The sequence below is a fragment of the Pirellulales bacterium genome (genome assembly GCA_033762255.1).
Lineage (GTDB): Bacteria > Planctomycetota > Planctomycetia > Pirellulales > JALHPA01 > JANRLT01.
This window is the reverse complement of sequence record JANRLT010000053.1, coordinates 50805-77405: the sequence shown is the minus strand read 5'-3', so window position 1 is coordinate 77405 and position 26601 is coordinate 50805. Positions and strand designations below refer to the sequence as shown.

Here is a 26601-nt window from a genome sequence, read left to right as displayed (position 1 = left end):
CCCAATCACGTGTGGAGCACCGACATCACCTACGTGCCGCTGAGCGATGGGTTTATGTATTTGACCGCCGTGATCGATTGGTTCAGCCGCCAGGTGTTGAGCTGGCGATTGTCAAACACTCTGGCGGAAACGTTTTGTTGCGAGGCGCTCGACGAGGCCTTGGAGAACTTTCGCCCACCAGAGATTTTTAATACCGATCAAGGTTCCCAATTCACGAGCCTGGCCTTCACGGGCCGATTAACAAAAGCCAAGATCGCGATCAGTATGGATGGCCGTGGGCGGGCCTTGGATAACGTGTTTATCGAGCGCCTGTGGCGAAGTGTGAAGTACGAAGACATTTACTTGCGATGTTATGCTTCGTCACTGGCATTGGAACGCGGCTTGACCGCCTACTTTGAGTTTTACAATTACGAGCGCCCGCATCAGGCACTCAACTATCGGACGCCGTGGGTCGTGTATCAAGCGGCATGAGCGAGTATCTCCTCGGCAGGCACGTTGCGAGGAGTGATGTCATGCACCAGGAACGGTTGGATGAATGCTACCGAAAAGTAGTGAGAAAGAGCTCGAAAAAATGTCAGGTTGGCTGACCTGCGCGGCCCAGGTAGGCTGCAAAGACTGGGCAATTTTTGCTTCCCCCCGCGGGGGGAAGCAAAAGACTACAACATTTACCAAGCGCAAAGTGGTCCAGCGCTTGGGGTCCACTACAGATTGTGCGGGCGTTAAGCCCACAACTCGAATTATTACAAACCGCAAGAAAGATACAAGCAAAATCCTGTTCATGTTTTGCTACGACATTGGCAAATTGCATTTCAGATTAAAGATCGTTAGTGCTGAAACGTAATCCGTTACTGCAAATGAATTTTTGGCGTGGCAAATGAATAAATCTCTTCAACCATATATTTTTGCACACGTGTGAGACAAGACTATACTTCGACGTATCAAACGAATTTGTCAAAAAATGGCTTTTGGAATGACGGTAGGGGCTTCGATACGCAGCATTTCGTAGTTGCATACAAGCTAATCCCAGAGCCTTCGACTATGGCTATCGTGTCAATGTTCGGAATAGCTCTGTTTGCTTACTATCGTCCTGGACTTTTTCGGCGCAAACTTTTTGCAGGCGAAACGTAACTGATAATGCTGGGCCGCTGGGAGCTTACCCGGTCATGCGGGACAGTCTTGTTTATGTGGTCCGCAAATGAAGCGTTACTGCATCACCCCCTTGCCTGTTGTGGTTTGGGTTATGGCCAGATTATTGACCAGCGAAGTCACAACGGCCTTGTCGGCGGGGGAGAGGGATGGCCATACGGCCACTAGCTGGCGGATGATGCCTATAAGTTCACAATTCCCGAATTCGGGAAAATTTACGGCGGATTTTACGTCACCATTTTCAGAATACCCCTGTTTTCCCGCAGAAAACTCACAAGGTTCGATTCCAGTCGGGGGTAGTCGCAAGCCATTCGGAGATCGTGCTTGACGATCACCGCTCCTAGAGAGTAGTGCGGAATTGGTTCGTAGGTTTGGGGTAGTACTACCCCCGGAACGCCCGTGACTAGCGGGTAGCACAGGTTTAATATCGGCTGCTCGAAGGAAGTGGGTTGCCAAAGTTAAAATTGAGTAGCCAAGGAACATGTTCCTTGGCCGCGCAGCGTTAAGAAGCAGTTCTTTGGATATCTCCGCACTTCCAGTAGGCTTCTTGTGCTGCGCACACTGGAACAAGTTCCAGTGCTATCCGCGGATTGATCCTTAATCATGAGCTAGAATAATGTCGCTCCTCCGGAGCAATGGAGTCAAAACCTATGATCGCTCGTATAAATCAAGTTCAGGCAGTCTCTTTTTCGTCCTGTTTGTTGTGCGGTCTTTTTTTGGTTGCGATGTTCAGTAGTGTCATGGATCGTCGTGCCACGGCTCAAGAAGTTGCCAAATACGAAACCTCCAAGGAAATGCACTGTACCATACAGAATGTAGAGCAAGAGGGCAAAAAGTATTATTTAGATTTAAAAACTGACAATTATGGCACATCAAGTCTTCATGCCGATAGAATACTATCTTATCAGAGAACGACTCGTGTTTACCTTTTTAAGCGCTCGGGCACATCAATCGCAAATGTTTCGCTGCCTAAACGCGAGTATGTCCAAACCAACATTCCCTGGGCGCCACATGGTTCGAAAGTGCTTGCCAAAGGCTATGCGGCATATATATTTAGGTTCGACGATAGGTTAATTGAGTTGCCCGTGCCGACTGGAAAAGAAAAGTTCGTGATTGCCATGACATATGATCAAAATGGAGACCAAGGATTCTCAGTCCAAGAGATTGCCGGAAGTGATTTGCTCGATACGATGAATAAGGGGAAGACCCTGGTGTTGAATGATCCTTATCAAGACATCAAAGGGTTTACACCGGAGGAAGTGAGGATTTTGGAAGAAATGATAAAGGAGATTGACGAAAAGGAAAAGAACCCACCTAAAGTTCAATACTCTTTTAAGGAAGATGTGCCAAAAGAAATTGTTCCGGAGCCTGCTAGCGACAAATAGATTACCGCTATTCCCGCTTGACTCCCACTATGCAATCGGCCACGTCAAGAACTTGTTCCTGGGCCGCGGAGCGGTGGGAAGCAGTTGAGCGAACATTTACGCGACTTCCTGGAGGCGTCTTCTGCTACGTGAGCGAACAAGTTTTAGGGCCGCCGCGTGGGATTGGTTTTCCAAGGCATCGACTTGCGGTTTAGTTCCCCAGTGCAGTAACATAAACGGCTAAGGATGGTTTGTGACGATTCGCCGGGTGAATGCCTAGGCGCGACAGAAATTGGGGAAGAACTTGCCAAGACGGGAGTTGCAGAAAATGCTTGAGCTATGTGGGGCAAATACTTCTTGCGGCTGCGCCGTCCAGGAACAAGTTCCTGGGGTACCCGGTACAATGCATTGGAATAGGCCTTATCCAGATTCGAATTTTATAACACCAAATTTACCGGGGCGCTTTCCCGCAGAATATCCAGATAAGAAAGGCAATAGGTAAACGATGTTTCGCCCTATCACGATTTTCATTGCGACCATTATCGCTACTATTTTTTTAGTTGGATTTGGAGTCGGTTATTTCTACGCTAACTCACGAGTACCTGAACATGAGGATATTCATCAGGTCCTCAATCGATACATCGTTGCGTGCAACAAGTATCCTACACAGGGGTTTTTAAACGATTTTTTAATTCCTCAAAGCTTCGATTTAACAATTCCACAGATTGAAGAACTTTTGACACTTGTCAGCAGTGCAATAACTGAAGAAGATAAGAATGAATGTGATTTTTTTAAGCCATCCTATGTGGCAAGAATCGAAGTTAGGGGACCTGAAAGCGAGATTTCCACAATTGTTATTGCAATGTTGTCTAGTAAAGAAGATAGCTCAATTATGGTGAATGGAAAGTTATATAAGACAAGAGAGCGCGTAAGTAACATGCTTGGTAAAGTGTTGGATAAATAAATATCTTACGATTTGTTGTACCACATAGAATAATGTAGAGTAGATTACTATACAGATCTTGATGTAATCTTGCCTTATTGCTCAGGCAAGCTGGTATTTTTTTTCTTTAGTTCTCAAATTGCCTCGAGCTTGCCGCCATTATTCCTTGTTCCATATTCCAATTTACACCTTCGCCCCCAACCCACCCTCCCAGTGCCGCGCACCAATGCACAAAGTGCCACTCCCGTGGAATGGGCTTTGTTCCCGTGAGCAACTCGCGCAGTTCCGCCGGTGAATCGCTATTACATATATCCTGCCGGATGAACGGCTCTAGTCCCAGGCGCGACACTTGCTCATTGAGAATCCGAATCGGCAGGTTCCACTCCCGATTTTGGGGAGTCACCGCTTCCTTGGCGACCTCGTAGCACCGCCGCATCAGTTCCGACCCCCGTGGGCACCGCATAATATTCCCCACCGTCGGAAACTGCCAGTGCGACCGAAAGACGTACTCCGTCTCAAACAGCGGCGGCTTGAGGCACGTCACATCCATGTCGCTGTACCAGCCCCCTTCCCCGTACAGCAGCTTGTACCGAAAAATATCCGAAAACCCCGCGTAACTCCCCTTGCCAAACGGCATGTCCAGCGGCCCATCCACGGGGTAGCAAAACACGTCCGCCGCGGGCAATATGGTCGCGGCGTCCCGCGGGATCACCCGCGACGGCAACGGGGTCCGCGGAGCCTGATATTTATGGTCGTAGACCGCTGGAGATTTTCGATTAAAATTAATTGCCATCATTCTATTGAATCCCAGTAAAGAATCAGCCAGATTAACTCTTTTATAGACAATCAACGGATTGGCAATTGCCATGGCGACTGAACAAAGCGTGTGGCCCGCGCGTCTGCGAACATTTGGTTTTGCGTTGCTGAATGGCGCGCTGGGCGCGGCATTGTTAATGGGACTGCCGCTGGTGTGCGCGCTGGTTATTCCTTATCGATCCGGCGGGGGACAAGATTGGTCGGGGTTAATCCTTATGGTCGTGCTGTACTCGGGAGCCTTTGTTTGCGGTCTGGGCGGGTTTCTTGCGGGTCTGATCTACCCCGGTCGCACGGGCGTCAAATGGACATTAGCACTGGTCATGGTGTCGCATGTCGTCGCCGCGGCCGTTTGCTATCTGGTATGGAACGCGGGGGTCTTTGCCGCCTGGCATTTTTGCTCCGTCTGGCTGACGGGCCTTATCGGCTGGAAGTTTTGGCCGCAACCTTGGCGGCGGTTGGAATGTATCTTGTGGGTGTTACTGCCGTACATTTTAATACCGGTGATTAGCACTCCTGAATGGGACGCCAGGCGGGGCGACGTGGAAGTCATCGCGGCATTGATCCGCACGCTGGGGGTCGGTCTCGTTCTGTACGAGGAATTTCGCGGAAGCCCCTCTCGATCTATCCGGGCCTGGATTTGTGCGATCCTAGGGCAATGCGCCGTGATCTGGTTTTATCATGGCCAATACGCCACGGCGGGGTCAAAAGTACTGCCAGACGCGATCACCTTGGCGTTTATGGCGATCACTGGCTTTATCACGTTATCCGCCCGCCGCGTCAGGCAGAGCGATCGCGCTTCGCTATAAATGCAGTGAGAGAATGCAGTCCAAATCCGAGACTGCAATAAATTTTGCCAGAAGGCCGCTTCAACCGCGCAGGAAAAAACCTCGGCGGGAAAAATCCCAACCGAGGTTTAACTGGAGGATAGGGGGCTCGAACCCCTCACCTCTTGCATGCCATGCAAGCGCTCTCCCAACTGAGCTAATCCCCCGAATATCGGCACTGGGTAATTTAGCCAAACTCGTTTGTCTAAATAAACTTCCCAGCAGGCAAACCATCCGAATTTCTCAAGTTATCAGGCCAAAATCGGCTTGTCAAGGCCGTCAGGCTGCACAAACTGACCAGTCTATGCAACCTTTGCAAACCCCCCATTATCATCGGGCCTCTGTTTTATGGGACGCTATCAATCGCGACGGGGTTCGCCTGGGAATGAGGTATCACCCCGGATGCTAATTTTTCTCCCAACTCCATTTTTCCAAACTCCACATTACTCCGGCAGCTCCGTCCCCGCCGGTTCCTGTTTTAGCTCCGCAGGTGTGACGGGCTGCCCCTCTACCCGCGCTTGGCCCCCACGGTTCAGCACAAACCGCGGCGCGGTATTGGCCAATAGGTTGCTATTCGTCACGCTGGCCGCGCCGGGGCCATCCACCAGCACCTGCGCATGACCGTTATTTCCCACCAGGCAGCCATCGATCGCCACCCCCGCCGCTCCATTCAGCGCGATCCCCGCCCGCCCATTCCCCCGTGCGGTCAATCCCGCCAGCACCACGGGGTCTTGCCACCCGGCATCGTGGGCCTGCACGCCATCCAAATGAAACCCCTGCAAGATCAAATCCCGCACAACCACCCCTTGAACCTGGTAAAGGGTCACGCCCACGGTCAGTTGGGCGTATGATGGCTGATAATCCAGCGGCAGTTTATTTGGCTCGGTCCGAAAGTATAAAAAGCCATCCGCCAGTTGCCATTCCAGGGGTTGCAGCACGTTCCCCGGATGATCGCCCAGCGATTGCGGTTGCCGCACGGCTGGCTGCCCCGCCAAAAAGAGTTGTTGGTAATACAAGCGTTGAATCCGCACGCGGTAAACGTCCGGGCTGACGGTTTCCCAGGCTTGGTCATCGGGAGCGACCGTGCCCGAGAGTTTGCAGCCGTTACCTTCGATGACAAAGGGGCGAATAACGGACCCGCTGTGCCGCGAACCGACCAGGCTGATCGATTCACGGTAAGGCTCTTCGTTTTTGATCAGGACAATTCGGTCGCCACTGACAGCCAATTGCAACGCGCGTTGAATGGTGCGCACCGGCCCGGAACGGGCGGCGGCGCCGGACTGGGGGGCGTTTGCCAACCAGCGATTATCCCCCGCCACATTGTCGACATACAGATCCCGGGCAAAGGCCTGCGCGCTGGCCAGTGCCAGACCGCAGAACAGGCCCAAGAGGCGCGGGGCGAACGTGCGGCATAGCCTGTTAGCAGGGGAGAAACGCATAAACACCACCAAACACCAGGGCAATCAAAACAAGGGACCACCGTATCGTTTCTTCGGCGACTGGACGGGTCGGAGTGGACGAATTGGCGAAGGCACGGCAATAACGATGGGGGGAATTGCGCTCACGGATCGATTGGGTAAAGTTTGCCGTGTGGGAGACGGTGTCCCGGGGGCGGTTTTAACCGCGCACAACCCGAGCCGATGTGACGGAAAGGTCATCCCCCCCAGCTTGTGAAACTGGCCGCCAAACTTTATATTTTTGACTATTCGCCGGTTGCGGGGGGCAATAATAGCAATAGTTCCTGTAAATTTTGTTTATTTTACCGCTTGCCGTTTTGGCCCAATTTTTATGCCCCAATCCGCTCCCTCCGCAGTCCCGACTCCGCCGATGGAAACCTGGTCCGAAGCGGCGCGGGGAATCGTCTCGGTGCTGATTGTCGCCCACCTGTTGGGTCTGGTGCTGGTTTTTTGGGCAAATAACGAACGGGCGAACGAACGGATGGCGGATAGCGTGCGCAAGGTGAAGCAAGTCTGGAACGCCTATTTATATCCGCTGTGGCTGGATCGGACATGGGACCAGCGGATTACTAGTTTGGCGGCGGTTGACGCGGATCATTTTTTTGAGGTGAACCTGCCGCGACAGGGCCAAATAGTGACGTTTCGTTATCCCCCGGCGGATGCCAGCGCCGCTGAAGGGGAACGCTGGCGGCAGGTGGGGAAGCTGATTGCCCTGCAGGCGGACCTGGATCCGGGAGAGCCGGACAGTTTGGTGCGGGATTTGGCTGGCGGCTGGCGGCGTCAACTGCAGGGGCAGGGAGAGGAAGTAAACCGTCTGGATATTGTCCTGCGCAGGCGTCCACGGGCAAATTATGACAATCCCGCGGCCAATTCCGCCCCGGATCGGGTAGAGACCGCTTATCAAGCCACAATCAAGTGGACTGCCGAGGGGGAGGCCTTCTTAAATAAGCCGGTTACCGATCCCCGGGATGTGGCGCCGGTGGTGACGGTGAATGGCAATAACTCTGCGGCAAACACGCCCCCTGTCAGTGCCGCCGGCGCTTCTTCTGCCAAGCGGCCCCCCGTGGTGCTCCCCCCGGGTGGGGGAAACTTTGAACAGCCGCCTCCTCCCGCCCCCCGGCCCGTGCCGCTGGATCAACTCCCCGAGGTCAAGTGATGCTATCTGCCTGCGGGGATTATCTGCGCCAGCTATCCGCCGAAGTCGGTGCGTGCTGGGAGCGTTTTTGGTTCACGCCGCGCAATCCCGGCTGGTTGGGAATGATCCGCCTGTTGACCGGCTGTGTCGCGCTGTATTGGTATTTAGGCTATGCGGGGAATTTAATCGAATGGTTTGGACCAACGGGCATTGTCACGCCGGAACTGCTGAATAATTGGCATGGAGGGCGTTCGTATATTAGCCTGTTTGCCTGGAGCCAGGATCCCAATATGTTGTGGGGGCTGTACGCGGCGGGTTTGTTATGCGTGGCGGCGATGACCGTCGGCTGGCAGGCAAATTGGACCACACCGCTGGCAACACTGTTTGTTATCTCACTCTTGCAGCGCGGACCGTTGTACAGCGGACCTGGCGAAGATGTGCTGGCGTTTGTGCTGGTTTACCTATGCATTGGCAATTCCGGCGCGACTTGGTCGGTCGAGCGTTGGTTGGCAAAAGACGCTGAACACGCAAAAAACTCTAATGGCAACGTCCCCGATAACCGGCCAATCCCCGCCTCTTGTTGTGTCTGGCATCACGCCCAGCCGACGATTCGCACCAATCTAGCAGTGCGGCTCTTGCAGGTCCACTTTGCCATGTATTGCTTTGCGATGGCGCTCGCTCAATTGGGCTTTGAAAACCACTGGTGGTCCGGGATCGCGCTGTGGGGGTTGGTGACGCGGGTTGATAGCCGCTGGGTTGATCTGACGGGAATCCGTGATTACCCGGTGCTGTTGAATTTTTGGACGCATGCGGTGGTTATTTGGGAGCTGGCTACGGCATTGGTTTGGTGGCCCCGTTTGCGGCCGCTCTTAGTCGCGCTGGGTGTGATCCTGTGGGGCAGTCTGGCCGTGGCGGGGGGAATGATCGTCTGGCCGGCGATGATGATCATCGCCAGTTTGAGTTTTTTAGAAGATTAACATAATTTAGCGTGTCGTCGCGCGGGATTTAGCCCGGACCCAGGAGGCGAGGGTGGCCACGATTTCGCTCCTCTTACCATAAATTGGCCGTTACAGCTTTGCTGGTTTACACATTTCGAACCGCAGCCATTCGCCGAGTCCCCTTTCTGCCAGATTCCACCGACAGCCAAGCGGCGAATCTCGGTAAAGGAATCCCTTACGCCTCCAAACTTTTTGTCACAGCCGCGTGACAAAGGTTTCGCCTGTGGGACAAGCTGCTAAACTGTTAGCGGGACGGTACTTAGCATCGCTGGGTTGTTAAAAAATTTAACAGCGATAGCGCGTTTCCTTCGCGGTACGAGGGGTGGCTAGGCGCAATAGAAAAGCATTGCAAAAATATTTTCAATGGCTTAAGTCCATATAGGTCAATGGCTTGCAATAAGTGCTTAATCGCATTTTCGGCGTGCTTTACGCTTTGGCACCATCTGTGCATTCTAAGTAATTGTAAAACGGCAGGGAATCAGTTAGGTATCCCACTCGCGGTGTTCGCGAGGCCCACTCGCTGGCACCTGGGCCGGAATTTTTCTTTAAGGAGCGTCTGCCATGAAAAAAATTGAAGCCATTATCCGCCATTTCAAATTGGAAGAGGTGAAGGATGCCTTGCACAACAAGGGAGTGCAGGGGATGACCGTGACCGAAGTACGTGGCTTTGGCCGCCAAAAGGGACATACCGAGACTTATCGCGGCGCCGAATACGCCGTGGACTTTTTGCCCAAGGTCAAGATTGAGGTCGTGGTGTCGGACAAGGATGTGCAATCGGTTTTGGACACGATTATTAATTCCGCCCGCACGGGACAAGTAGGGGACGGCAAGATTTTTGTCAGTGAGTTGAGCGAAGTGATTCGCATCCGCACTGGCGAGACGGCCCAAGCCGCAATCTAACCTGCAGCATACACCTCAGCCCGCAGCGTCAGCCAGGGAATAATCTTCCCCGGCTGGCGTGGCGGGCTTTTTTCATATTTCGAATCTCAGAGTGCCTCGCCTATTGCACACTCTTTTCCTCATTCATCTTCGGGAATGAATGGAATATCTTCCATGAATTCCGGTTCGGCGTTGGATGTCGAGGGGGGGAGTGGCGGCAGTTTTTTTGATCGACGGGCAATGCGGCGGGCCGTGGCCTCCGCCGCTTTTAAAGCTGCCGACTCATTCCCCGCGGGATCGGCAAGGCCCCTTTCGGGGACGGAGATCGGATGAGCAAATCCCGGTTGCCCGCTCATTTGCATATCTGGTGTGGGATCGCCCGTCGGACCGTTGTTTTCCTCCACCAGGCCCAATTCGACCAGTCGTCGGTAAAACCGGGGACGGTTCATCCCCACTAGTTCCGCGGCGGCGGTTTTATTGCCGCGGGTTTGGGCTAGTGCCCGCCGAAGGATGTCGCGTTCGGCCTGGGCCAGCCAATCCGGCAGATCAAATGGCGCGAGTTGTTCCCGCGGGTGGCGCAGTTGTTCTGTCGCTTGGACCAGGTACGGGGGTAAATCCGCAACGGTGATTTCACCGCTGGCGGCGGACTTTGCGGCAATGCGAAGCGCGGAGGCCAATTCCGCCATATCACCCGGCCAACCATGCAGCACCAGGCGTTCCAACGCGGCGGCATGCAATCCCCGCAAAGACCGCGAGCGGCTGCGATTTTCCACCTCGACCAGATGTTGCGCCAACCAAGGAATGTCCTCTGGTCGGGTTCGCAAAGGAGGCAAATGAATCACCAAGGTACTCAACCGCGCGGCCAGTTCGGCTGAAAGGCGTTGATTGGCCAGGAGTTCAAGCGGGCCAACCGTGGCAGTCGCCATCACCCGCCAGGGGCTATCCGTGTGGGTCAGGCGTTCCAGTGTGGCCATTAAGCTGGATGCCTCGGCCAGGCCTATTGGCAAATCCTGCAAACCGAGTAATACCAGCGTGCCCCAGGCTCCAGAGGCATCGCCTTTGAAGGTGGTTGTTGGCGGACCGGATTTTATCCCCTGGTATGGAGGCAAATGACCTAACCGCGCGGCCAGCAGTTCCGCATTGAGCAGCCGACAATCCAGCGTGATCAGCGGTCTACCCGCGTCGCCGGGAAAATCCGGGCCGGGGGGGTCTTCGGGCGGTAGGCCCGCCGCGTGGATCGCCAGGGCCAAGGAGCGCCGGCCACTACCCACTGGTCCAACAATGGTCGCGGGCGCGCGGCAACTGGCGGCCAACTGGGCCTGTTGCCGCGCAACGCGGATGGCGGGGCTCTCCCCCACCAAGTCGCGCAGGCGGTAATGCAGGCGCAACGCGCCCCGTTGCCAGGCCAGCCGGGCGTGCCAGTCCGACCAGGAAACCACTCCGGCGCTTTCCCCCGCTAGTTGATTTACTCGATGAATCATTCCGAGCAAACATTCCAATTCACCGGCGCCGTGGCGGATCGGCCACCAAGTGACGGAGGCGGTCACACTCTCGAGGGCAACTTCCAGCACGAGTGGCACGGTCACCGGACCGGGGGAAAGCTCCGCGCCGGGAGGGGGGCACAAGGCCTGCCGCAAGAATCCCGCGCGGTTCTGCGCGGAACTGCTGAAATGCGTCTCTCCTAGGAGCTCCCCTTCGGGGATATCCAGCCAGGTCAAAAGCGCGGGGTTGGCATAGATCAGTCGTGACTGGCCATCCACCGCGCACAAGGGAAGCTGAGCAGCGTGCAAGAGTTTACCCAGCGCGCCTCCGAGCAATCGCTGCCGGGCCATAAGTCACGCTCTCTTTTTAATGATGGTCCACCTCTGGCGGCCACCCGTCCGCGGGACCTGATCAATCATGCCTTGCTAGCTGTGGAATCCGCGCCGCGGGGGACGCCTCTGTTGGTACTTGGGCGGCATTCACCTGGGGGCGTTCTCCCCGATAGACATTTTGACCGGCGGCCTGGGTATTGGCTAGCATGGGACCGGCAAAAATTCCCCCGACCAGCACCAGGCCAGCGCACATGGCAGCGGCCAGCGCGGGGCCGGGATTGGCGTTGGCGGGCCAGCGTTGGGTGTGGGGTTGAAAATAGACCACGGCAATGATTCGCAGGTAATATGCGGCGGCGATGGCGGCATTCAGCACGCCCACAATGGCCAGGACAAGAAACCACGTGTTCCAACCCGGTGTGCCGGCGGCCTCGGCGCTGGCCACGCCACTGGACTGGACGGCCCCGGCAAAGAGCGTAAATTTCCCCCAAAAACCGGCCAAAGGGGGAATCCCCGCGAGGCTAAACATAAAGATCGCCAGCGCGAGCGCGGCCAGGGGGTGGGTCTGGCCCAGCCCCGCCAAATCGTCCACGGTCTCGACGGGGTGATCCTCCGTCCCCAGCGCGGCCAACACGGCAAAGGTGCCCAGGGTGCCAAACGTATAGACCAAAACATAAAACAAAGCCCCGCCGATGCCGCTAATTGGACCGTCGCTGGTTGAGCCGCTTTGCCAAGCGGCTCCCTGGTACAAAGCCACCGCCAAGCCAATTAACAGATACCCCCCATGCGCGATCGACGAATACGCCAATAGTCGTCGCAAGTTGTTTTGCCATAGGGCCAGGATATTGCCCAAGGTCATCGTCACCAGCGAGACCGCCAACAGCACTTTCCACGCCAGTCCCAGCACTTCAACATTTGGCAGGTTGACCGCCACGATCCGGGCCAAGACCAACACTCCCGCGATCTTGGGCATGGTGGACAATAGCCCGGCGTTGGCATGGCTGGTTCCCTGGTAAACATCCGGGGCATAAAAATGAAAAGGCACCGCCGTCAGCCGAAATCCCAACCCGGCGGTGACAAAGAGCAGGCCCAATCCGGCAAAGGAATCCAGTCCTGGAGTGGCGGCCATCCGCGCCGCCAGGTCGGCCAGGTTTGTCGAACCCCCCACGCCATACAAAAAGCTCAGCCCATAGAGGAAAAAAATCGAGGACAAAATACTGAGAAAAAAGTACTTGGTGGTTGCCTCTTGGCTGGCGGGTCCGCGTTTGCCCAGGTACAGCAGCACATACGTGGGAATGGAGATGAGTTCCAGCGCGATAAAGATCAGCACCATTTCATTCGCCGTGGCGCATAACATTAGCCCCGCGATAAGCAGCAGTAGCGTGCCGGTGAATTCCTCGCGCAGGGCATCGCCATCGGGACGCCGGGTAAGCAGCACCAACAGCGCGCCACTGACCAGTATCAACCACCGCGCGGCGTGGCCCAGGTAATCAACCGCCAAGGGGCCATTGGCCGCTGGGGTAAAGTCCGGCCCCAGGCCGCGCGTGCTATCCTGGATCCCCAGCATGACAAAGACCACGCCCAGCGTTAACAGCGCCAGCAGCGTGGGTTGGGCTTTTCCCGGCAAAAACGCCCCGAGGAGGTAGAACAGCGTGGCCGCGGCCATGAGCGTGATCTCGGGCAAAAGCAGTAATACAGTATCGACGGAAGTCATGGATATTTAGCGGTCAAAAAAGGCGATAATTTGCTATAGAGAGCTACTGGCAAAGGCGGCATCACGGGGAAACCGGGGCAATTTGGGCTAAAGCCTGTGGGGACGGGTCGACATTCGACTTTTCCCCGGGAGTAGTTGTGTCCGCTTGGGTAGTTGTTGTATTAGACATAGGCTGTGCGGCGGCGGTGGCTTGTTGCTTGTAAGTTTCCAAACTTTGCAAGACTGGCTGGCCAGCCACGTCCCAGATTGGCTCGATTGGCCGCAAAAATTGTTGCGGCGATAGTCCAATCCAAACAATAAACACCAATAACGGCGCAAGGGCAAAAAATTCCCGCCAGTTCAAATCCGCCGGGCCAGGGGGAAGGGGCGGCAAATCATGCCCATGCCCCGCGGTATGCCCATCCGCGTGTTCAGCGTGGGCGCCGGCATGTCCGTGATCAGGGGATCCGTGCCCATGACTAGCCTGGCGCTGGTCGGCGTGATGCTGGCCCGTCGATTGATGTCCACCCGGGCCGTGCCCAGCGTGTTCTTGTCCAGCGTGGTCGTGGATGGTATGGCCGTGTCCCGGAGAATGGGACTGGGGTTCATGCAGCGGGCCAAAAAAGACCCGCTCGACCAGATACAGCATGTACCAGGCCCCCAACACCACGCCGGAGACGGATAACACCGCGATCCACATCATCAGCGGGTCCCAATTAACCGGGGCCAGCCAGCCCCGCTGGAACATCCCCGTTAAGACTAAAAACTCGCCCACAAAGCCATTCAGACCAGGCAGACCAATACTGCTAAAGGTAAACAGGATCATCATGACCGTTAGCCAGGGCAGCCGCCGGGCCAGTCCCCCTAGTTGGCTGATTTGCCGCGTGTGATACCGCTCATAGATCATCCCCACCACGGCAAAAAGTCCCCCCGTTGATAGGCCGTGGTTGACCATTTGCAAGATTCCGCCACTCAGACCGGGTTTGTTAATGGCAAAAATGCCCAGCATGCAAAAGCCCAGGTGGCTCACGCTGGAATAAGCGATTAGGCGCTTGATGTCGCTTTGCGCCAGGGCCACCAAAGCGCCGTAAATAATCCCCGCGCAGGACAGACCCAGGATCCAGGGCATGCTGTGGACGGTGGCCAGGGGTAGCATAGGCAGGCTAAAACGGACAAAGCCGTAGGTGCCGATCTTGAGCAGTACGCCCGCCAAAATCACCGAGCCGGCCGTGGGGGCCTGCACATGCGCTAGCGGCAGCCAGGTGTGCAACGGAAACAACGGCACCTTGATCGCAAAGCCCGCGAATAAACCCAGGAAAATCCAGCTTTGCCAGTAGCCGTTTTCGGCGTTGTTCGGCAGGGGATGCTCGCGCAAGATCGCCGTCAGTTCGGGAATGGAAAACGTCAACACGCGGTTGGGCGTAAACTGTCCCGCATACCACACGATGGCCAAGAGCGACAAAAACGTCAGCAAGCTCCCCGCCAGGGTAAACAAAAAGAATTTTACCGCGGCGTAGCGGCGCTCCTCGCTCCCCCAGATGCCAATGAGAAAAAAGAGCGGGATCAGGGTGAATTCAAAGAAGACATAAAACAGAAAAATGTCCCGGGCGGCAAAGACGCCCAACATTCCCGCTGCCAAAAGCATGAGCAAGGCGTAAAAGCCCGCCACCCGTTCGGTGATGGCCGTCCAACTGACCAGAATCGCGGTTACGGTCAATAACGCGGAGAGGCCGTACATCCACAGGCCCAGGCCATCCAAACCAACGTGAAATTGCACTTTTACGGGGGAATTTGTTCCCAACCAGTCCACCTGCGTCACGGCAAAGTCCGGTGTCGCGGCTTGAGCGCCGTGATAGGTAACGGTTCCCGCCACGCCCAAGGTGGCCAGGGCGGTGGCGAGCGCGATCCATTTGGCCCATTCGGGCGCGGCGGCGCCGGAAATGGCAATCGCCAAGGCTCCCAGCATGGGCAAGCCCAGCGAAATCAGTAACAGGGAAGTGCTATCCATGAAATACGACTCAAAATGTTATGGAAAATGGATGCTGGCGCGAATCACCGCATGCGGAAAATTCAAATGAGGGAACTGGTTACCGCCTTACACCCCATAAAACACCATGCCCCAAATCAGGACAATCGTTCCCAGCACCATTGCCAGGGCATAAAACTGCACCATGCCGTTTTGCAGTAGGCGCATTTGTTGACCGCACCAAGCCGGCACCGCCCCGATAAAATTCACCAGTCCATCGATAATCCATCGGTCAATGGCATAACAGACAAACGCCAGCACCGTGGCGGGAAACACAAATAACACCATGTACAGTTGGTCGATAAAAAACTTGCCATAAGATAGCTCATACAGCGGCTGGACCGCGCGGGTGATCACGGCCACCTCCGACCGCTCGCCCAGATACAAATAGGCCGACAGCCCGATGCCCGCCAGCGCCACCAGCGTGCTCCAGGTGGCAATGTCCCAGTGAAAGCCGGGGGGGCCAACCTCGGCAAAGGCCCCAAACGACAACGAGGGGGTCCGATGCAGTAAATCAAAAAACGCGTGGCTGGGGCCAAATAACAGCCCCACCACCATCGAACAAAGCGCCAACACCAACAGCGGCGTCGTCATAACGGGGGGGGATTCATGGGCGTGATGCCCCGCCTGGGGGGGGATGACCTCGGGACCATAAAACGTCATGAAAAACGCCCGAAACGTGTAAAACGCGGTAAGTCCCGCACAAAAAAGCGCCACCCAATAGAGCGTGCCATACAACCGCGGGGCAAGTGTGCCATGCGAGGTTGAGTCGCCCGCCGTGAGGGAGGAATGGCCAGGGGCGGTTGTACCCTCCTGGGCGGCGCGGTGCTTGACCAGGTGAAACGTTTTTGTGGTGGATGCGGTTGCGAGAGGTGTGTCCAGAGTATGTGTCGCGGGAGCCGCCTGGGCATGCGGTGTGGCGGCTTCATGCGCGGCATGGGGGTAGGCCCGTTCGTGCAGCGCCGCCAGGACTTCATCCTTGCTCCAAAAACCGGCCAGGGGAACCACGCCCGCCAGGGCCAGGCATCCAATGGCAAAAGTGGCGCAGGTGACGGGCATGAGTCGCCGCAGGCCAGAGAACTGCCGCATGTCAATGATCCCCCCCATGGCGTGCATGACACTTCCCGCCCCCAGGAACAACAGCGCCTTAAAAAAAGCGTGGGTAAACAGGTGAAACATCCCCGCCACGATGCCCAACAGCGACCCCGTCCCCAGGCTGAGAAACATATAGCCCAACTGGCTGACGGTGGAATAAGCCAGGACGCGTTTGAGGTCGGTTTGGGTCAGGGCAATGAGTCCGGCCAACAGCGCGGTGCAGCCGCCAATCACACTGACCAGCATTTGCGCGGTAAAGGCTTCTTCGCCAACGTGGAACAAAGGGGCCGGTCCCGCCGCGACAAATAGCGGGGTACAGCGCGTCACCATATAGACTCCGGCGGTGACCATGGTGGCGGCATGGATGAGCGCGCTCACGGGCGTGGGGCCTTCCATTGCGTCCGGCAACCAGACATGCAGCGGAAACTGCGCGCTTTTGCCGCAAGCCCCCAGCATGAGGAGCGCGCAAATCGCCACGGCGACGCCCCCTGTGGCAAACAGGGCGGGGTTGGCCAAGCGCGTTTGGCCCAGGACCCCGGCAATTTCTCCGCTGTCGTGATAATTCAGCGAGCCGTATGTCAGCCAAATCAGAAACAGCGCGATGGCAAAGCCAAAGTCCCCGACGCGGTTGACCAGAAACGCTTTTTTGCCGGCGGCGGCCGCTTCGGGTTTTTGGTAACAAAAACAAATAAGCAAATAAGAACAAGCGCCCACCGCCTCCCAAAACACAAACAACAACACAAAATTACTCACGCTGACCAACATGGTCATGGAGAACACAAATAACCCAATATAGGCAAAAAACCTCCAGTATCCCGGATCGCCATGCATATAGCCGCTGGCATAAACGGCCACCAGCGTGCTGATAAACGTCACCATGGCCAGCATGATCGCCGTCAACGGATCGGCCCGTAGCGTGACGTCAATTTTAAAGGGGACATCGGCGGGAGGGGCGGGCTGGGAAGAGACCGGAGGCATGTTTGGCCGCCAATAGGCGCCGGGAATATCCGCCCAGGTCCAGAGTGTCACGACATGCTCATAACCGACTTGCCCCGCTTTTATTTCCAGCGAAGCGCGGCGAACTTCGTTCAGGACCAGCAAACTGCAAACAAAGGAGAGGGCAAACGCCGCCACAATCGGCAGGTGGGCTTTTTCCCCCAGCCGCCAACCAAACAAGACGACGATCAGCGCTCCCAACAGGGGCAAGGCGGGAACAGCGATCAATAATTGGTCCAAGGTCATATCGTGATCTGGCGGGAATGAATTATTCGGGGTATGAAAAAATTTTTCACCGGGCCGAGCCTGCGTGTCCCGGGGCTACAGTTGCCCCCGATGCGCTTCTTGCTCTGGATTTTGCGCGGGCAACACGCCCGCCACGGTCAATTTGGGCCAGCGGGCCTCGGCCGTGGCATCCTCGTCCAATTCCTGGTCAATGTAGGCCGGAATGGAATCCTCGCGCAATTCGCTCCAACCGGCGATGTCCAGCCGCCCGGTCCGGGCGAACAACATCAGGATTATCGCCAGGGCCAGGCCAGCCTCGCACGCGGCGACCGTCAGGATAAAGATCACCAGCATTTGCCCACCCCAATCATTGTGGTAGCGCCCCCAGGCAATCAAACTGACCGCGACCCCCTGCAACATCATCTCGGCGCAGATGAACATTATGATCATGTTCCGGCGGGCTAAAAACCCGACCAGTCCAATGCAAAATAGCAACGCCCCGACAATCAGGGAATTTTGGAGCAAGGCGATTTCATTCATGGCGGGTTCCTCCCAGGCCGGGTGCGCTAGTTTTGGTGGAGCTGGCCACCGTGCCACCGGCGGGCTTAGCGCCGGGCGCCGCACTGCTTGGAGACACGCTGCCGGGGGTCACTGGCAGCATCGTCGGCGACGATGCCAGCGTCACGGGATATTGGGGGGTGGGGGTGTCCGGCGGCGTGCGCGGTCCCTGGCCCAACGGGACGATGTCTTGGGGCGCGGCGACGGTGTAATCCCGCCGCTCGCGGGCCAAAATGGCAATCGCCCCCACCAAGGCCACCAACAGCAGCGTTCCCGCCACCTCCACCGCGATCAAATGCCGGGAAAACATTTCACCTCCCAGCCGAGCCACATGTTGCGGATGCAAGATATCTGCCGCGCGGGGCGTCTCGGGACTGACATGCCGAGGAGTTGGAGGGGGCGTGTGCGTTAGGGCGGTCACGCTAAATTTGGTGGCGACTAGCTTTAGCTGGGCGTTCTGGGTGAATAAATTTTGCAGCTCGACCAGCAGGGGATCGGTGATTTTTGTATCGGGGGTCAATTCTAGCTCTATCTTGGCGGTCGCGGAGTCCACCGGAATTACCCGCGCGCGTTGGATTTGGTCGGGTTTCAAGGGGGAATTGGCCCCCGCCAGCGCGGCCATGATCCGTTCATCGCGCGGGGGATGCCAGACCCGCACGATGAGCACGGTTAATGTGCCAACCAGTACGGCCCCGGTAAGCGCCGCGAAAAAGCCCTCCCAACTGACACGGTCGTAATAAGCGTGCCCCTCGGGTTGGGCCAACATCAACACAAACAAAAACGTCACCAGGATCGCCCCGGCGTAGACCACGACACTGGCCACGGCCAAAAACTGCGCCCCCTGCAGCATAAAGAGTCCCGCCGTGGCCAGCAGCGACAGCGCGAACCAAATGGCGCAGTAAATGGGACTGCGAAAGCTGACCGCCAGAACCGCCGCCACCACCGCCACCGCGGCGGTGGTAAAATACACCACGTCGGTGGAAACACTCCCCAGGGACTGACCCAACAAGCCAAAGCAAACCAGCGCGACTGCGGCCAGCAGCCCCCCCAACCAGCGGCCTCCCTTGCGACCGCGCGGCAACAGCAGCCACATGCCCCCCGCGGCAAAGATCATGGCGGCCAAACCGAGATAAAATTGGGACAGGGACATGGGGGTATTTGATAAAAAGTTGCGATGCGGTAATTTGGCGGCGGCGTTCATCCAACCGCCGGGAGCTACTTACTGGGGGCGTTCCCCAATTCCAGCGATTTCATCGGCTCGGCCGCCTGGGTCATGTCATACACGCTAAGCAGTTTTTCCTTGTCAAAAATCATTTCCTCGCGGCTGCGACCCGTCAGGTCCAACAAGCTGGTCAGCTCGACCGCGTCCACGGGGCAGGCTTCTTCGCACATGCCGCAAAAAATGCAGCGAAGCTCGTCGATGGTGAATGATTCAGGGTATTTCTCGCGGTCGGGCCAGGGGCTGGGAGCGGCGACAATGTCGATACAGTGCGCCGGACAGGCGGTCGCGCACAAAAAGCAGGCCACGCATTTGACCCGTCCCGCCTCGTCCTTATTGAGACGATGCACCCCCCGATAAATCAGCGGATTGCCAATTTGTGGGCGTTCCTCCGGAAAGCTGACGGTCACCTTGGGGCTGAACAAATGCTTGACCGTGGTTGTCAGGCCCTGCATAAACAGCGGCAGATACATGTTGCCAGCCAGGCCCAACTGTGGCTCGGTTATCCAATAAATATCGGGATCGGTGGCTTGCATGGGAGTGGGGTGGATAGTGGGTAGTGGATAGTGGATAGTGGGGAGGATTAGGCCAGGAGTCTTTCTGGTTCCAACAAGCCGCCTGCTCCGGGGCGGGGACGATTATCGGTTTGCAAGGGAGCAACCAGGGCCGAACCAATCCAGCCGACCAGCATGACCCCCCAGCCGACCAGGGCAAATGTTCCCTGACTCCCAACGGGTAATGTGCCATTGGCCTCTAGCTCGACCAATATGGCCATTGTGGCCAAATTTAACAGGCCCAGCGGCAGCATGACTTTCCAGGCCAGGGACATTAGTTGATCAAAGCGAAAGCGGGGCCAGCTCCAGCGGACGAGCATAAAAAACAGCACCACCAGCATAAACTTTGTCACCAGGACAAAGATCCGCAACAGCGCGCCCAACCAGGTCACCTGGTCGTCCGCCCCGGTCAGCCCCCAAAAATGCCATCCGCCAAAAAACAAGATCACAATCAGCAGCGCCGCCGTGATCATGTGCAAAAATTCGGCGATGAGGAACAAAATCAACTTCATGCCGGCGTATTCGGTGTGGTAGCCGCCGATGAGTTCTTGTTCAGCCTCCGGCAGGTCAAACGGCAGCCGCGCCGCCTCGGCAAAGGCGGCGACCGTAAATACCAAGAGGCCCAGGGGCTGCGTCATGGCGTTCCACCAGCCGCTTTGCGCCTGGCTGCCAATAATCGCGTCCAACCGCAGCGACCCGGTGGAGAGGACAATCCCTAGGATCCCCAGGCCCATGGGAATTTCATAGGCGATCAACTGGGCGCTGCTGCGCAACCCGCCGATAAAGCTGTATTTGTTATTGCTGGACCAACCCCCCAGGATGACGCCATACACGGCGATGCTGGAAAGGGCAAAGACATAGATCAGGCCCACATCGACGCCGGGGGCGACAACCAGATTGACCGCGTCGCCGGTAAATTTATACCCCCAGATGTCAAAGTCGGGCACGACGCTGCCAAAAGGGATCACGGCAAAGATGGCCAAGGCTGCGGCTAGGATCACCAGCGGAGCCAGGACAAAGAGGGCCTTATCGACATGGGCGGGGGTGTATTCCTCTTTGAAAATGAATTTGAGGCCATCGGCCAAGGGCTGTCCCAGACCAAAGAGTTTTATATCGGTCAGGGGAATACCCACGCGGTTGGGGCCTTTGCGGTCTTGCACCCAGGCGGCGATCCAACGTTCCAAGAGGACCAGGTACGCGGCGGCCGTCATCAACCCCCCGATCAACAGGGCGATTTTTACGAGAGCGGCGATGAGGTCGGGTGACATGGGAAACAGTGTCGGAGGAAAGGAGGCGGGGAAAAGTCTTGATAATCCTCTCACGGAGTGAGAGGAAAACAATGTGGTCATCACACTCCGTGTGATGATATCGCGTCATTCATATCTTTTTTTCCATGTTAGGTGCCGACAAGCCAATGTTCTTTTGACGTACATATTGCACCTTGATCCGCGTCCCCGCGATGCGCGGTTTCCCCCCGCACACACCGGGAGTCATCACAATGTGCTCCTTATCGATCCGGGGGGTGTTGGGTAGGTCGGTACTCATGGTAAAAATGCGTCAATACTCTGTAATAGTTGTGCGGGTATACGGCAACAGCGGTTAGTTTGTCAAATTTTTATACCGCGGCCAATTGGTTGACTCGTAAATCAACCCCCTGCGGCGGAATGGGGTTCAGGCCCGTCACCGCGCTAAACGCGGGAATCTCCGCCGCTAATTCTTGCAAAATGGCCCCCGCATTGTACAGCCCCTGTCGACCCAACAGGCTCCAGGCGACGTGCCCTTCGACCTTGCAGCCCGCTGGCGGGCGCACCGCCCAGGAAAAGGACTGCAAGCGCTGGTTGTAATTGACGTAGGAACCCGCCCGTTCGGCATAACCGCCGCCGGGAAGCTGGTAAGTCGTATAGGCCGACAGCGGAGATTCAAATAAATCCTGCGTGATCACCAAAGGAGTCTGGGCAAAGGCCCCTGCCGTCGTGGCATCAATCCACGGGTGTTGGTATCCGCCAGCCACCCAGAGCACCCGCAAGGATTCGCCGTTGGCGGCGCCGCGAATTTTGGTCAAAAAGTCGTTCCAGGGCAAAATGGGGCCGTAATGGGCCAGGACCGCCTCTACCCCGCGGCGATTGGGGCATTTTTCGGCCCGGATGGTGAACCCGCCGGGGAAAGTTTCATCCTGGCCGACAACCGGAACCGGGCCCAGGGCCAAGATGGCCTGCGGATCGAAGGACCGGGCCAGTTGGCACAGCAGGTAGGCTTCTTCCACTGTTTGAAAGGGGGAAATGACCATTGCCAGGCGTCCTCCGCCGGCTAACTCCGCCCGGATGTCGGCGGTGACCATGCGCGGCACGTCGGACCATTCGATATTTAATAGATCCTGGGCGTTGTACCCTTTTTCCTTGCGGCGTTTCGGTCCATTCAAGCGGTCCGGTTGGTGGATGTAACCATAATTGTAACGACCCTCGTCGCACATCCACCATTTATTGATTTCCAGATTTTCGCGCGGCTTTAGCCGAAAGACGGAATCCTGGTTTTCCTCGATAGTAATGGAACAGCCGGTGGCGCAGGTAGCGCAGACGCCGTTGTGCTTTTTCATGAACCAGACGCGCTGCTTGTACAAAAAGTCCCGGTCACCCAAGGCCCCAACGGGGCACAGGTCGACCACATTTCCCGACAATTTGTTATCCAAGGGGAAACCGTCAAAGACGTCGATTTCCTCGTGGCTGCCGCGGTTGATAACCATCAGTTCGCTGGTGCCGCTGACTTCGCGGGTAAAGCGCACGCACCGCGTGCACATGACGCAACGGTCGATAAACAGGGTCACCGTGTCCCCCATTTCCTTGCGGCGGCTGGTAAAGGGGCGGAGGTCCGCACGACGTTCGGGCTGGCCATGCGCAAAATAATAATCTTGCAGCAGGCACTCGCCGGCCTTGTCGCAAATGGGGCAGTCGATGGGATGGTCGATGAGCAGGTCTTCTTCGACCATAGCGCGGTACTGCTTCACCTTGTCGCTATTGGTGATAAAGACCGTGCCATCCTTGGCCGGTGTTTGGCAGGCGGGGACGACGCGCGGCAGCATGGTGATCTTGCCGGTGGCGGGGTCCTTTGCGCCGGTCTCGACCAGGCACATGCGGCAACTAGCCACCACGGACAGGCCGGGATGCCAGCAATAATGCGGTATCTCCACCCCCGCGCGGGCGGCGGCCTGAATGCCATTCAGCCGCTCATGGTCGGCGACGGGAACTTCGATATTGTCGATGAGGATCGTACCCATAAATAGCTGTTGAGTATTGGTGAAGTAAGAAGCAAATTAGGCGATGGTAAGAACTGGAGATACATCAGCTTTCGGGATGATCTTGTCCCAGACGTTTTTCCCCCGCCAGTTCTATCGGCACTCGATTGATAATATCAAGCAATTTCTCACGTAAATCATCGTCTTCCTTTTGCAAGTACTGCAGGATACGTGCTATGTCGATGTTGGGTAAATGACGTTTGCAAAGTTCCATAATATCAGCCAAATCTTGCATTCTACCCGCCACCAGCTTGAGCCAAATCAAATCCTGTAATCCAATCACCGGAATCCCCGCAACCTCACCGGAAACATCGATTTGATGCGTACCAGGAAAAAAATAGGGACGGCCTAGCTGCATCAAGTGTCCGGAAACTAAAAAATCCACATGAATTCCCGTGGGATGATAAAGAAATGCGTATTGCCGTATTTCCACTCTTTCCCAATTAGGTGCATCCATCAGGTGATTAGCCAAGGCCTCTGCCTCTCGATGAAGCAACAAAACATCCCTGTCTTCTGTTGTGCGCCGGTAGCCATGATGAATCACGGCCACTCCGCCCACGATGACCGGATTCGCGCCCAACACCTCCGCTTGCTCACGAAATGCGGTCAGGGTAGGATCACCGCCAGATACAATATCACGTGTCATGGTGGTTAACTCACGTAATATTGTGTCGGTGGTGGCCAAGTTCAATCGATTTGTCAATGTGACAGACATGAATCATCCCTAACAAATAATTAATCTTTAACTTACTAATGCGCCAGCGCGAGGGCTGGCACGGGCTGGGTCTCGGCGTAACCACGGGGGTTGGTGCGTTTGATGTAATCCTCGAACTCTCCTTTGAATTTGCGAATCGCGTTTTTAATCGGCCAGGCCGCCCCGTCCGACAATCCGCAAATCGTTGTTCCGTGTGTGATGCCAATGGTGTCGCCAATTTCCAGTAGCAAATCCAAATCCCGCAGTCGTCCCTGGCCCGCTTTGATCCGCGACAGCATGCCCATCCCCCAGGCGGTCCCCTCGCGACAGGGAGTGCATTGGCCGCAACTTTCGTGTTTAAAAAACTGGCAGCTATTGTGCAAAAAGTCCACCATCGACGTGGTTTCATCCATGACGACCACAGCGGCGGTCCCCAGGCCCAGGCAGCCCACCTTACCCAAGGAGCCAAAGTCGAGCGGGGTGTCAAATTCCGGCTCGCTGAGGATGCCCATACTGATTCCGCCGGGAATGGCGGCCTTGCCCTTGCGTCCTTTCCAGATGCCGCCGCCATATTCGTCAATCAGTTCGCGGCAGGTGATTCCCAGCGGGGCTTCGTAACAGCCGGGTTTATTAATATGTCCGCTCAGGCAATACAGCTTTGGTCCATAGCTGCCGGCGTCGTTTTTAACATTAGGATTGGCGGGCACACCGATCGATTTAAACCAGTCCACCCCGCGATTGATAATGTGTGTAACGCAAGCGACGGTTTCGACATTATTAACGACCGTCGGTTTGCGAAAGACCCCCTCGATCGCGGGAAATGGGGGCTTGATTCGTGGCCACGCCCGTTTTCCCTCGAGCGATTCAATCAACCCCGTCTCCTCGCCACAGATGTAGGCACCCGCCCCCTTGTGCAAATAAATATCCAGCGAGAATTCGCTCCCCAGGATGTTCTTGCCCAGATACCCCTTGGCGTAGCATTCATCCAGCGCGCTTTGCAGCCGCTGCCAACAAAGCGGATACTCGTACCGCAAGTAAATGTAGGCGGTTGTGGCCTTTGTCGCGTAGCAACTGAGGATTGTTCCCTCGATCACCTGATGCGGGTCAAGTTCCATCAAATACCGATTATTAAACGTCCCCGGCTCGCTTTCATCGGCATTGATCAATAAATAGATCGGCCCGGGGTGATTCTTGGGCAAAAAGGTCCATTTAAGTCCGGTGGGAAATCCCGCTCCGCCCCGCCCGCGCAGGCCGCTGGCTTTGACGGTTTCCACCACTTGTTCAGGAGATAATTCCTGGATGGCCTTGCGCAAGGCCCCGTACCCGCCGCGGGACTCATACACCGCCAGCGTGTGGCTATCGGGTAGGCCCATATTGGCCATGAGAACTGGTTCAAATTTTGGCATAAGACGGATTAATAATGGTATGGAATGGCATTAGTTGTACGTGAACTTAGGCGTGTGCGGCTGGCGGCTGGGCGGCAACACCAAGTTGGTCCAAAAAGCTGTCGATTTTTTCGGGGGTGACATCCTTGTGCAAGTCTTGGTTAGCAAGCATGCAGGGAGCGTATTCACAAGCGCCCAGGCATTCGGAGAATTCGACGGTCAGTTTGCCATCGGGTGTGCATTCTCCGGGGTGAACGCCCGCGCGGTGGCACAAATGGTCGAGGATGTCGTAGCCGCCGCGCAGCATGCAACTGACCGAGCGACACACCCACGCGCGGGTCAGTCCGTGGGGCTGGTCCTGCTTGAAGATGCCGTAAAAGGAGAGGGTGTCCTGGACTTCGGCGGGGGCGAGTTCCAGCACCTGGGCGATCTCGACCACGGCGCGGGGGGGGACGTAGCGGAGCTGGTCGTTGACGATATGGATGGCCGGCAGCGTGACCGCGCGTTTGTTGGGATAGCGCGGAAACAAGGCCGTGATGGCGGCGACCATGTCGGGGGTGAGGAGTTGAAAGTCTGTGTTCGACATAAATCGGAACTCTAATTCAGCAAGTAATAGATCGAAAGCAAAATGCGACGGCAAAATTTATCTCATTTTTTTCATGTAGGTTTTCACACTCAATAAGGTAGGTACTCACAATCAACGCCCAAGCTCAGTGACCGCCGCTGGAAACGCCCGGTCGGCTGCAACACGCACGGCCAAATTATCTTAACCGCCCGCCTGCGCAGCGGGGTGGCGGATCGCTGCAGCGCCCTTGTTAGCCTACTCCTTCATTTTGTTTTATCTGCTGTCTTCTTGAGCTGATCAATCTTGTCTGCAATTCCGTTGAATAGGTCGAAAACGTCAAAAGTCTCGCCCCGCTCGACTCGCTTGGAAATCATCGTGAGCGGGAAAATGATAATGGTCGTGCCTGGCAATCGCACTGCTGGGTCAGTGCCATGCTCGTCCTCGACCATGACCCACTCCATCCCCATCTCCTGAACAAATGCGTCTCCGAGAACTGCGCCCATACACTGAAGCTCGTAGGTTTGTGACGGCTGGAACTCCTTCTGGTTGAGAATCGCTTGTAAAGTGCCGAGCTTGCCTGCGACCTTCTGATATTTGGCTCTCGAATCCTCGTCCGCCACAAATTGCGTGATGATGGCTCGCTGCTTGTCGAGGCGCTCAACGTCTGCCTGTGACAATGCCGACACCTTCTGCTGTTCCTGCGGCGCGTCGTTGAGTTTCGAGCAACCGAGCAAGCTGAGGAATCCCATAATCAGTAGTGTCGATGTAAGCGTGCAAATCTTCATACGCGCGAACTCGGCTAACAATCTGTTATTGTGAACTGGCACTCACTTTTGGCTAAACTTGACACAATCCTTCTCTCCAGTAATCAACACACTCCACATAGTCTTGACAGAATTCTAATATGTCCGTTGATTGAATGCTTCTTG

The 26601-nt window shown here is 56.2% G+C and carries 23 protein-coding genes and 1 tRNA gene; 7 read left to right on the top strand and 17 right to left on the bottom strand.

Annotation, left to right across the window (positions count from 1 at the left end; translation table 11 throughout):
• The 3 genes from SFX18_15460 to SFX18_15450 form a co-directional block, all read left to right on the top strand.
• Positions 1–471, top strand: a 471-nt coding sequence (locus tag SFX18_15460; GenBank protein MDX1964548.1) for an IS3 family transposase, incomplete at its 5' end; no start/stop codon positions are given.
• Between the two features lie 1415 nt (positions 472–1886).
• On the top strand, positions 1887–2531 hold the full coding sequence (locus tag SFX18_15455) for a hypothetical protein (protein MDX1964547.1): 645 nt from the start codon (positions 1887–1889) through the stop codon (positions 2529–2531).
• A 484-nt stretch (positions 2532–3015) separates the two neighbouring features.
• Positions 3016–3474, top strand: coding sequence for a hypothetical protein (locus tag SFX18_15450; protein ID MDX1964546.1), 459 nt, complete (start codon positions 3016–3018; stop codon positions 3472–3474).
• A gap of 106 nt (positions 3475–3580) precedes the next feature.
• Here SFX18_15450 and SFX18_15445 read toward each other — a convergent pair whose 3' ends face one another.
• Positions 3581–4249 carry a glycosyltransferase gene (locus SFX18_15445; protein MDX1964545.1) on the bottom strand — a complete coding sequence of 223 codons (669 nt, stop codon included), beginning with the start codon at positions 4247–4249 and terminating at the stop codon, positions 3581–3583.
• 70 nt (positions 4250–4319) lie between these two features.
• Here SFX18_15445 and SFX18_15440 point away from each other — a divergent pair, with 70 nt between their 5' ends.
• A complete protein-coding gene (locus SFX18_15440; GenBank protein ID MDX1964544.1) occupies positions 4320–5075 on the top strand; it encodes a hypothetical protein in 756 nt (251 codons plus the stop codon).
• A gap of 112 nt (positions 5076–5187) precedes the next feature.
• On the opposite strand, the gene SFX18_15435 is transcribed toward SFX18_15440, so the two are convergent.
• Positions 5188–5260, bottom strand: a tRNA-Ala gene (locus tag SFX18_15435).
• A 276-nt stretch (positions 5261–5536) separates the two neighbouring features.
• On the bottom strand, positions 5537–6532 hold the full coding sequence (locus SFX18_15430) for a right-handed parallel beta-helix repeat-containing protein (protein MDX1964543.1): 996 nt from the start codon (positions 6530–6532) through the stop codon (positions 5537–5539).
• A gap of 349 nt (positions 6533–6881) precedes the next feature.
• On the opposite strand from SFX18_15430, the gene SFX18_15425 reads away from it, so the two are divergent.
• The 3 genes from SFX18_15425 (at position 6882) to SFX18_15415 (ending at position 9583) form a co-directional block, all read left to right on the top strand.
• Positions 6882–7706 carry a hypothetical protein gene (locus tag SFX18_15425; protein ID MDX1964542.1) on the top strand — a complete coding sequence of 275 codons (825 nt, stop codon included), beginning with the start codon at positions 6882–6884 and terminating at the stop codon, positions 7704–7706.
• Entirely contained in the window at positions 7706–8662 is a 957-nt protein-coding gene (locus SFX18_15420) for a hypothetical protein (GenBank protein MDX1964541.1), read from the top strand. Before SFX18_15425 ends, SFX18_15420 begins: the two co-directional genes overlap by 1 nt.
• 582 nt (positions 8663–9244) lie before the next feature.
• The gene (locus tag SFX18_15415; GenBank protein MDX1964540.1) at positions 9245–9583 is read left to right on the top strand and encodes a P-II family nitrogen regulator; all 339 of its coding nucleotides are present in this window, start codon (positions 9245–9247) and stop codon (positions 9581–9583) included.
• A gap of 119 nt (positions 9584–9702) precedes the next feature.
• On the opposite strand, the gene SFX18_15410 is transcribed toward SFX18_15415, so the two are convergent.
• The 14 genes from SFX18_15410 to SFX18_15345 form a co-directional block, all read right to left on the bottom strand.
• Entirely contained in the window at positions 9703–11394 is a 1692-nt protein-coding gene (locus tag SFX18_15410) for a helix-turn-helix domain-containing protein (GenBank protein MDX1964539.1), read from the bottom strand.
• Positions 11395–11455: 61 nt separating this feature from the next.
• Positions 11456–13087 carry an NADH-quinone oxidoreductase subunit N gene (locus SFX18_15405; protein MDX1964538.1) on the bottom strand — a complete coding sequence of 544 codons (1632 nt, stop codon included), beginning with the start codon at positions 13085–13087 and terminating at the stop codon, positions 11456–11458.
• 61 nt (positions 13088–13148) lie between these two features.
• Positions 13149–15074 carry an NADH-quinone oxidoreductase subunit M gene (locus SFX18_15400; GenBank protein ID MDX1964537.1) on the bottom strand — a complete coding sequence of 642 codons (1926 nt, stop codon included), beginning with the start codon at positions 15072–15074 and terminating at the stop codon, positions 13149–13151.
• 87 nt (positions 15075–15161) lie between these two features.
• Complete coding sequence (locus SFX18_15395; GenBank protein ID MDX1964536.1) at positions 15162–17429, bottom strand: NADH-quinone oxidoreductase subunit L; 2268 nt, start codon at positions 17427–17429, stop codon at positions 15162–15164.
• Positions 17430–17504: 75 nt separating this feature from the next.
• Entirely contained in the window at positions 17505–17948 is a 444-nt protein-coding gene (nuoK, locus tag SFX18_15390) for an NADH-quinone oxidoreductase subunit NuoK (protein MDX1964535.1), read from the bottom strand.
• Positions 17941–19116: an NADH-quinone oxidoreductase subunit J gene (locus tag SFX18_15385; protein ID MDX1964534.1), complete on the bottom strand. Its 1176-nt coding sequence runs from the start codon at positions 19114–19116 to the stop codon at positions 17941–17943. Before SFX18_15385 ends, nuoK begins: the two co-directional genes overlap by 8 nt.
• A 65-nt stretch (positions 19117–19181) precedes the next feature.
• The gene (locus SFX18_15380) at positions 19182–19721 is read right to left on the bottom strand and encodes an NADH-quinone oxidoreductase subunit I (GenBank protein ID MDX1964533.1); all 540 of its coding nucleotides are present in this window, start codon (positions 19719–19721) and stop codon (positions 19182–19184) included.
• Positions 19722–19768: 47 nt separating this feature from the next.
• Positions 19769–21007 carry an NADH-quinone oxidoreductase subunit NuoH gene (nuoH, locus tag SFX18_15375; protein ID MDX1964532.1) on the bottom strand — a complete coding sequence of 413 codons (1239 nt, stop codon included), beginning with the start codon at positions 21005–21007 and terminating at the stop codon, positions 19769–19771.
• Positions 21008–21116: 109 nt separating this feature from the next.
• Complete coding sequence (locus tag SFX18_15370; GenBank protein ID MDX1964531.1) at positions 21117–21284, bottom strand: DUF433 domain-containing protein; 168 nt, start codon at positions 21282–21284, stop codon at positions 21117–21119.
• A 70-nt stretch (positions 21285–21354) separates the two neighbouring features.
• Positions 21355–23010 (bottom strand): 2Fe-2S iron-sulfur cluster-binding protein, encoded by a 1656-nt coding sequence (locus SFX18_15365; GenBank protein ID MDX1964530.1) that lies wholly within the window; start codon positions 23008–23010, stop codon positions 21355–21357.
• A gap of 64 nt (positions 23011–23074) precedes the next feature.
• Positions 23075–23743, bottom strand: a complete 669-nt coding sequence (locus SFX18_15360) for a nucleotidyl transferase AbiEii/AbiGii toxin family protein (protein MDX1964529.1) — start codon at positions 23741–23743, stop codon at positions 23075–23077.
• Positions 23744–23778: 35 nt separating this feature from the next.
• A complete protein-coding gene (nuoF, locus tag SFX18_15355) occupies positions 23779–25128 on the bottom strand; it encodes an NADH-quinone oxidoreductase subunit NuoF (protein ID MDX1964528.1) in 1350 nt (449 codons plus the stop codon).
• A gap of 46 nt (positions 25129–25174) precedes the next feature.
• Complete coding sequence (locus tag SFX18_15350) at positions 25175–25693, bottom strand: NAD(P)H-dependent oxidoreductase subunit E (GenBank protein ID MDX1964527.1); 519 nt, start codon at positions 25691–25693, stop codon at positions 25175–25177.
• Positions 25694–25935: 242 nt separating this feature from the next.
• The gene (locus SFX18_15345) at positions 25936–26457 is read right to left on the bottom strand and encodes a DUF3806 domain-containing protein (GenBank protein ID MDX1964526.1); all 522 of its coding nucleotides are present in this window, start codon (positions 26455–26457) and stop codon (positions 25936–25938) included.
• Between the last annotated feature and the right edge of the window lie 144 nt (positions 26458–26601).

Coding starts and splice junctions, on each gene's coding strand:
- SFX18_15455 (MDX1964547.1), top strand. CDS start 1,887: ATGGATCGTCGTGCCACGGCTCAAGAAGTTGCCAAATACGAAACCTCC.
- SFX18_15450 (MDX1964546.1), top strand. CDS start 3,016: ATGTTTCGCCCTATCACGATTTTCATTGCGACCATTATCGCTACTATT.
- SFX18_15445 (MDX1964545.1), bottom strand. CDS start 4,249: ATGATGGCAATTAATTTTAATCGAAAATCTCCAGCGGTCTACGACCAT.
- SFX18_15440 (MDX1964544.1), top strand. CDS start 4,320: ATGGCGACTGAACAAAGCGTGTGGCCCGCGCGTCTGCGAACATTTGGT.
- SFX18_15430 (MDX1964543.1), bottom strand. CDS start 6,532: ATGCGTTTCTCCCCTGCTAACAGGCTATGCCGCACGTTCGCCCCGCGC.
- SFX18_15425 (MDX1964542.1), top strand. CDS start 6,882: ATGCCCCAATCCGCTCCCTCCGCAGTCCCGACTCCGCCGATGGAAACC.
- SFX18_15420 (MDX1964541.1), top strand. CDS start 7,706: ATGCTATCTGCCTGCGGGGATTATCTGCGCCAGCTATCCGCCGAAGTC.
- SFX18_15415 (MDX1964540.1), top strand. CDS start 9,245: ATGAAAAAAATTGAAGCCATTATCCGCCATTTCAAATTGGAAGAGGTG.
- SFX18_15410 (MDX1964539.1), bottom strand. CDS start 11,394: ATGGCCCGGCAGCGATTGCTCGGAGGCGCGCTGGGTAAACTCTTGCAC.
- SFX18_15405 (MDX1964538.1), bottom strand. CDS start 13,087: ATGACTTCCGTCGATACTGTATTACTGCTTTTGCCCGAGATCACGCTC.
- SFX18_15400 (MDX1964537.1), bottom strand. CDS start 15,074: ATGGATAGCACTTCCCTGTTACTGATTTCGCTGGGCTTGCCCATGCTG.
- SFX18_15395 (MDX1964536.1), bottom strand. CDS start 17,429: ATGACCTTGGACCAATTATTGATCGCTGTTCCCGCCTTGCCCCTGTTG.
- nuoK (MDX1964535.1), bottom strand. CDS start 17,948: ATGAATGAAATCGCCTTGCTCCAAAATTCCCTGATTGTCGGGGCGTTG.
- SFX18_15385 (MDX1964534.1), bottom strand. CDS start 19,116: ATGTCCCTGTCCCAATTTTATCTCGGTTTGGCCGCCATGATCTTTGCC.
- SFX18_15380 (MDX1964533.1), bottom strand. CDS start 19,721: ATGCAAGCCACCGATCCCGATATTTATTGGATAACCGAGCCACAGTTG.
- nuoH (MDX1964532.1), bottom strand. CDS start 21,007: ATGTCACCCGACCTCATCGCCGCTCTCGTAAAAATCGCCCTGTTGATC.
- SFX18_15370 (MDX1964531.1), bottom strand. CDS start 21,284: ATGAGTACCGACCTACCCAACACCCCCCGGATCGATAAGGAGCACATT.
- SFX18_15365 (MDX1964530.1), bottom strand. CDS start 23,010: ATGGGTACGATCCTCATCGACAATATCGAAGTTCCCGTCGCCGACCAT.
- SFX18_15360 (MDX1964529.1), bottom strand. CDS start 23,743: ATGTCTGTCACATTGACAAATCGATTGAACTTGGCCACCACCGACACA.
- nuoF (MDX1964528.1), bottom strand. CDS start 25,128: ATGCCAAAATTTGAACCAGTTCTCATGGCCAATATGGGCCTACCCGAT.
- SFX18_15350 (MDX1964527.1), bottom strand. CDS start 25,693: ATGTCGAACACAGACTTTCAACTCCTCACCCCCGACATGGTCGCCGCC.
- SFX18_15345 (MDX1964526.1), bottom strand. CDS start 26,457: ATGAAGATTTGCACGCTTACATCGACACTACTGATTATGGGATTCCTC.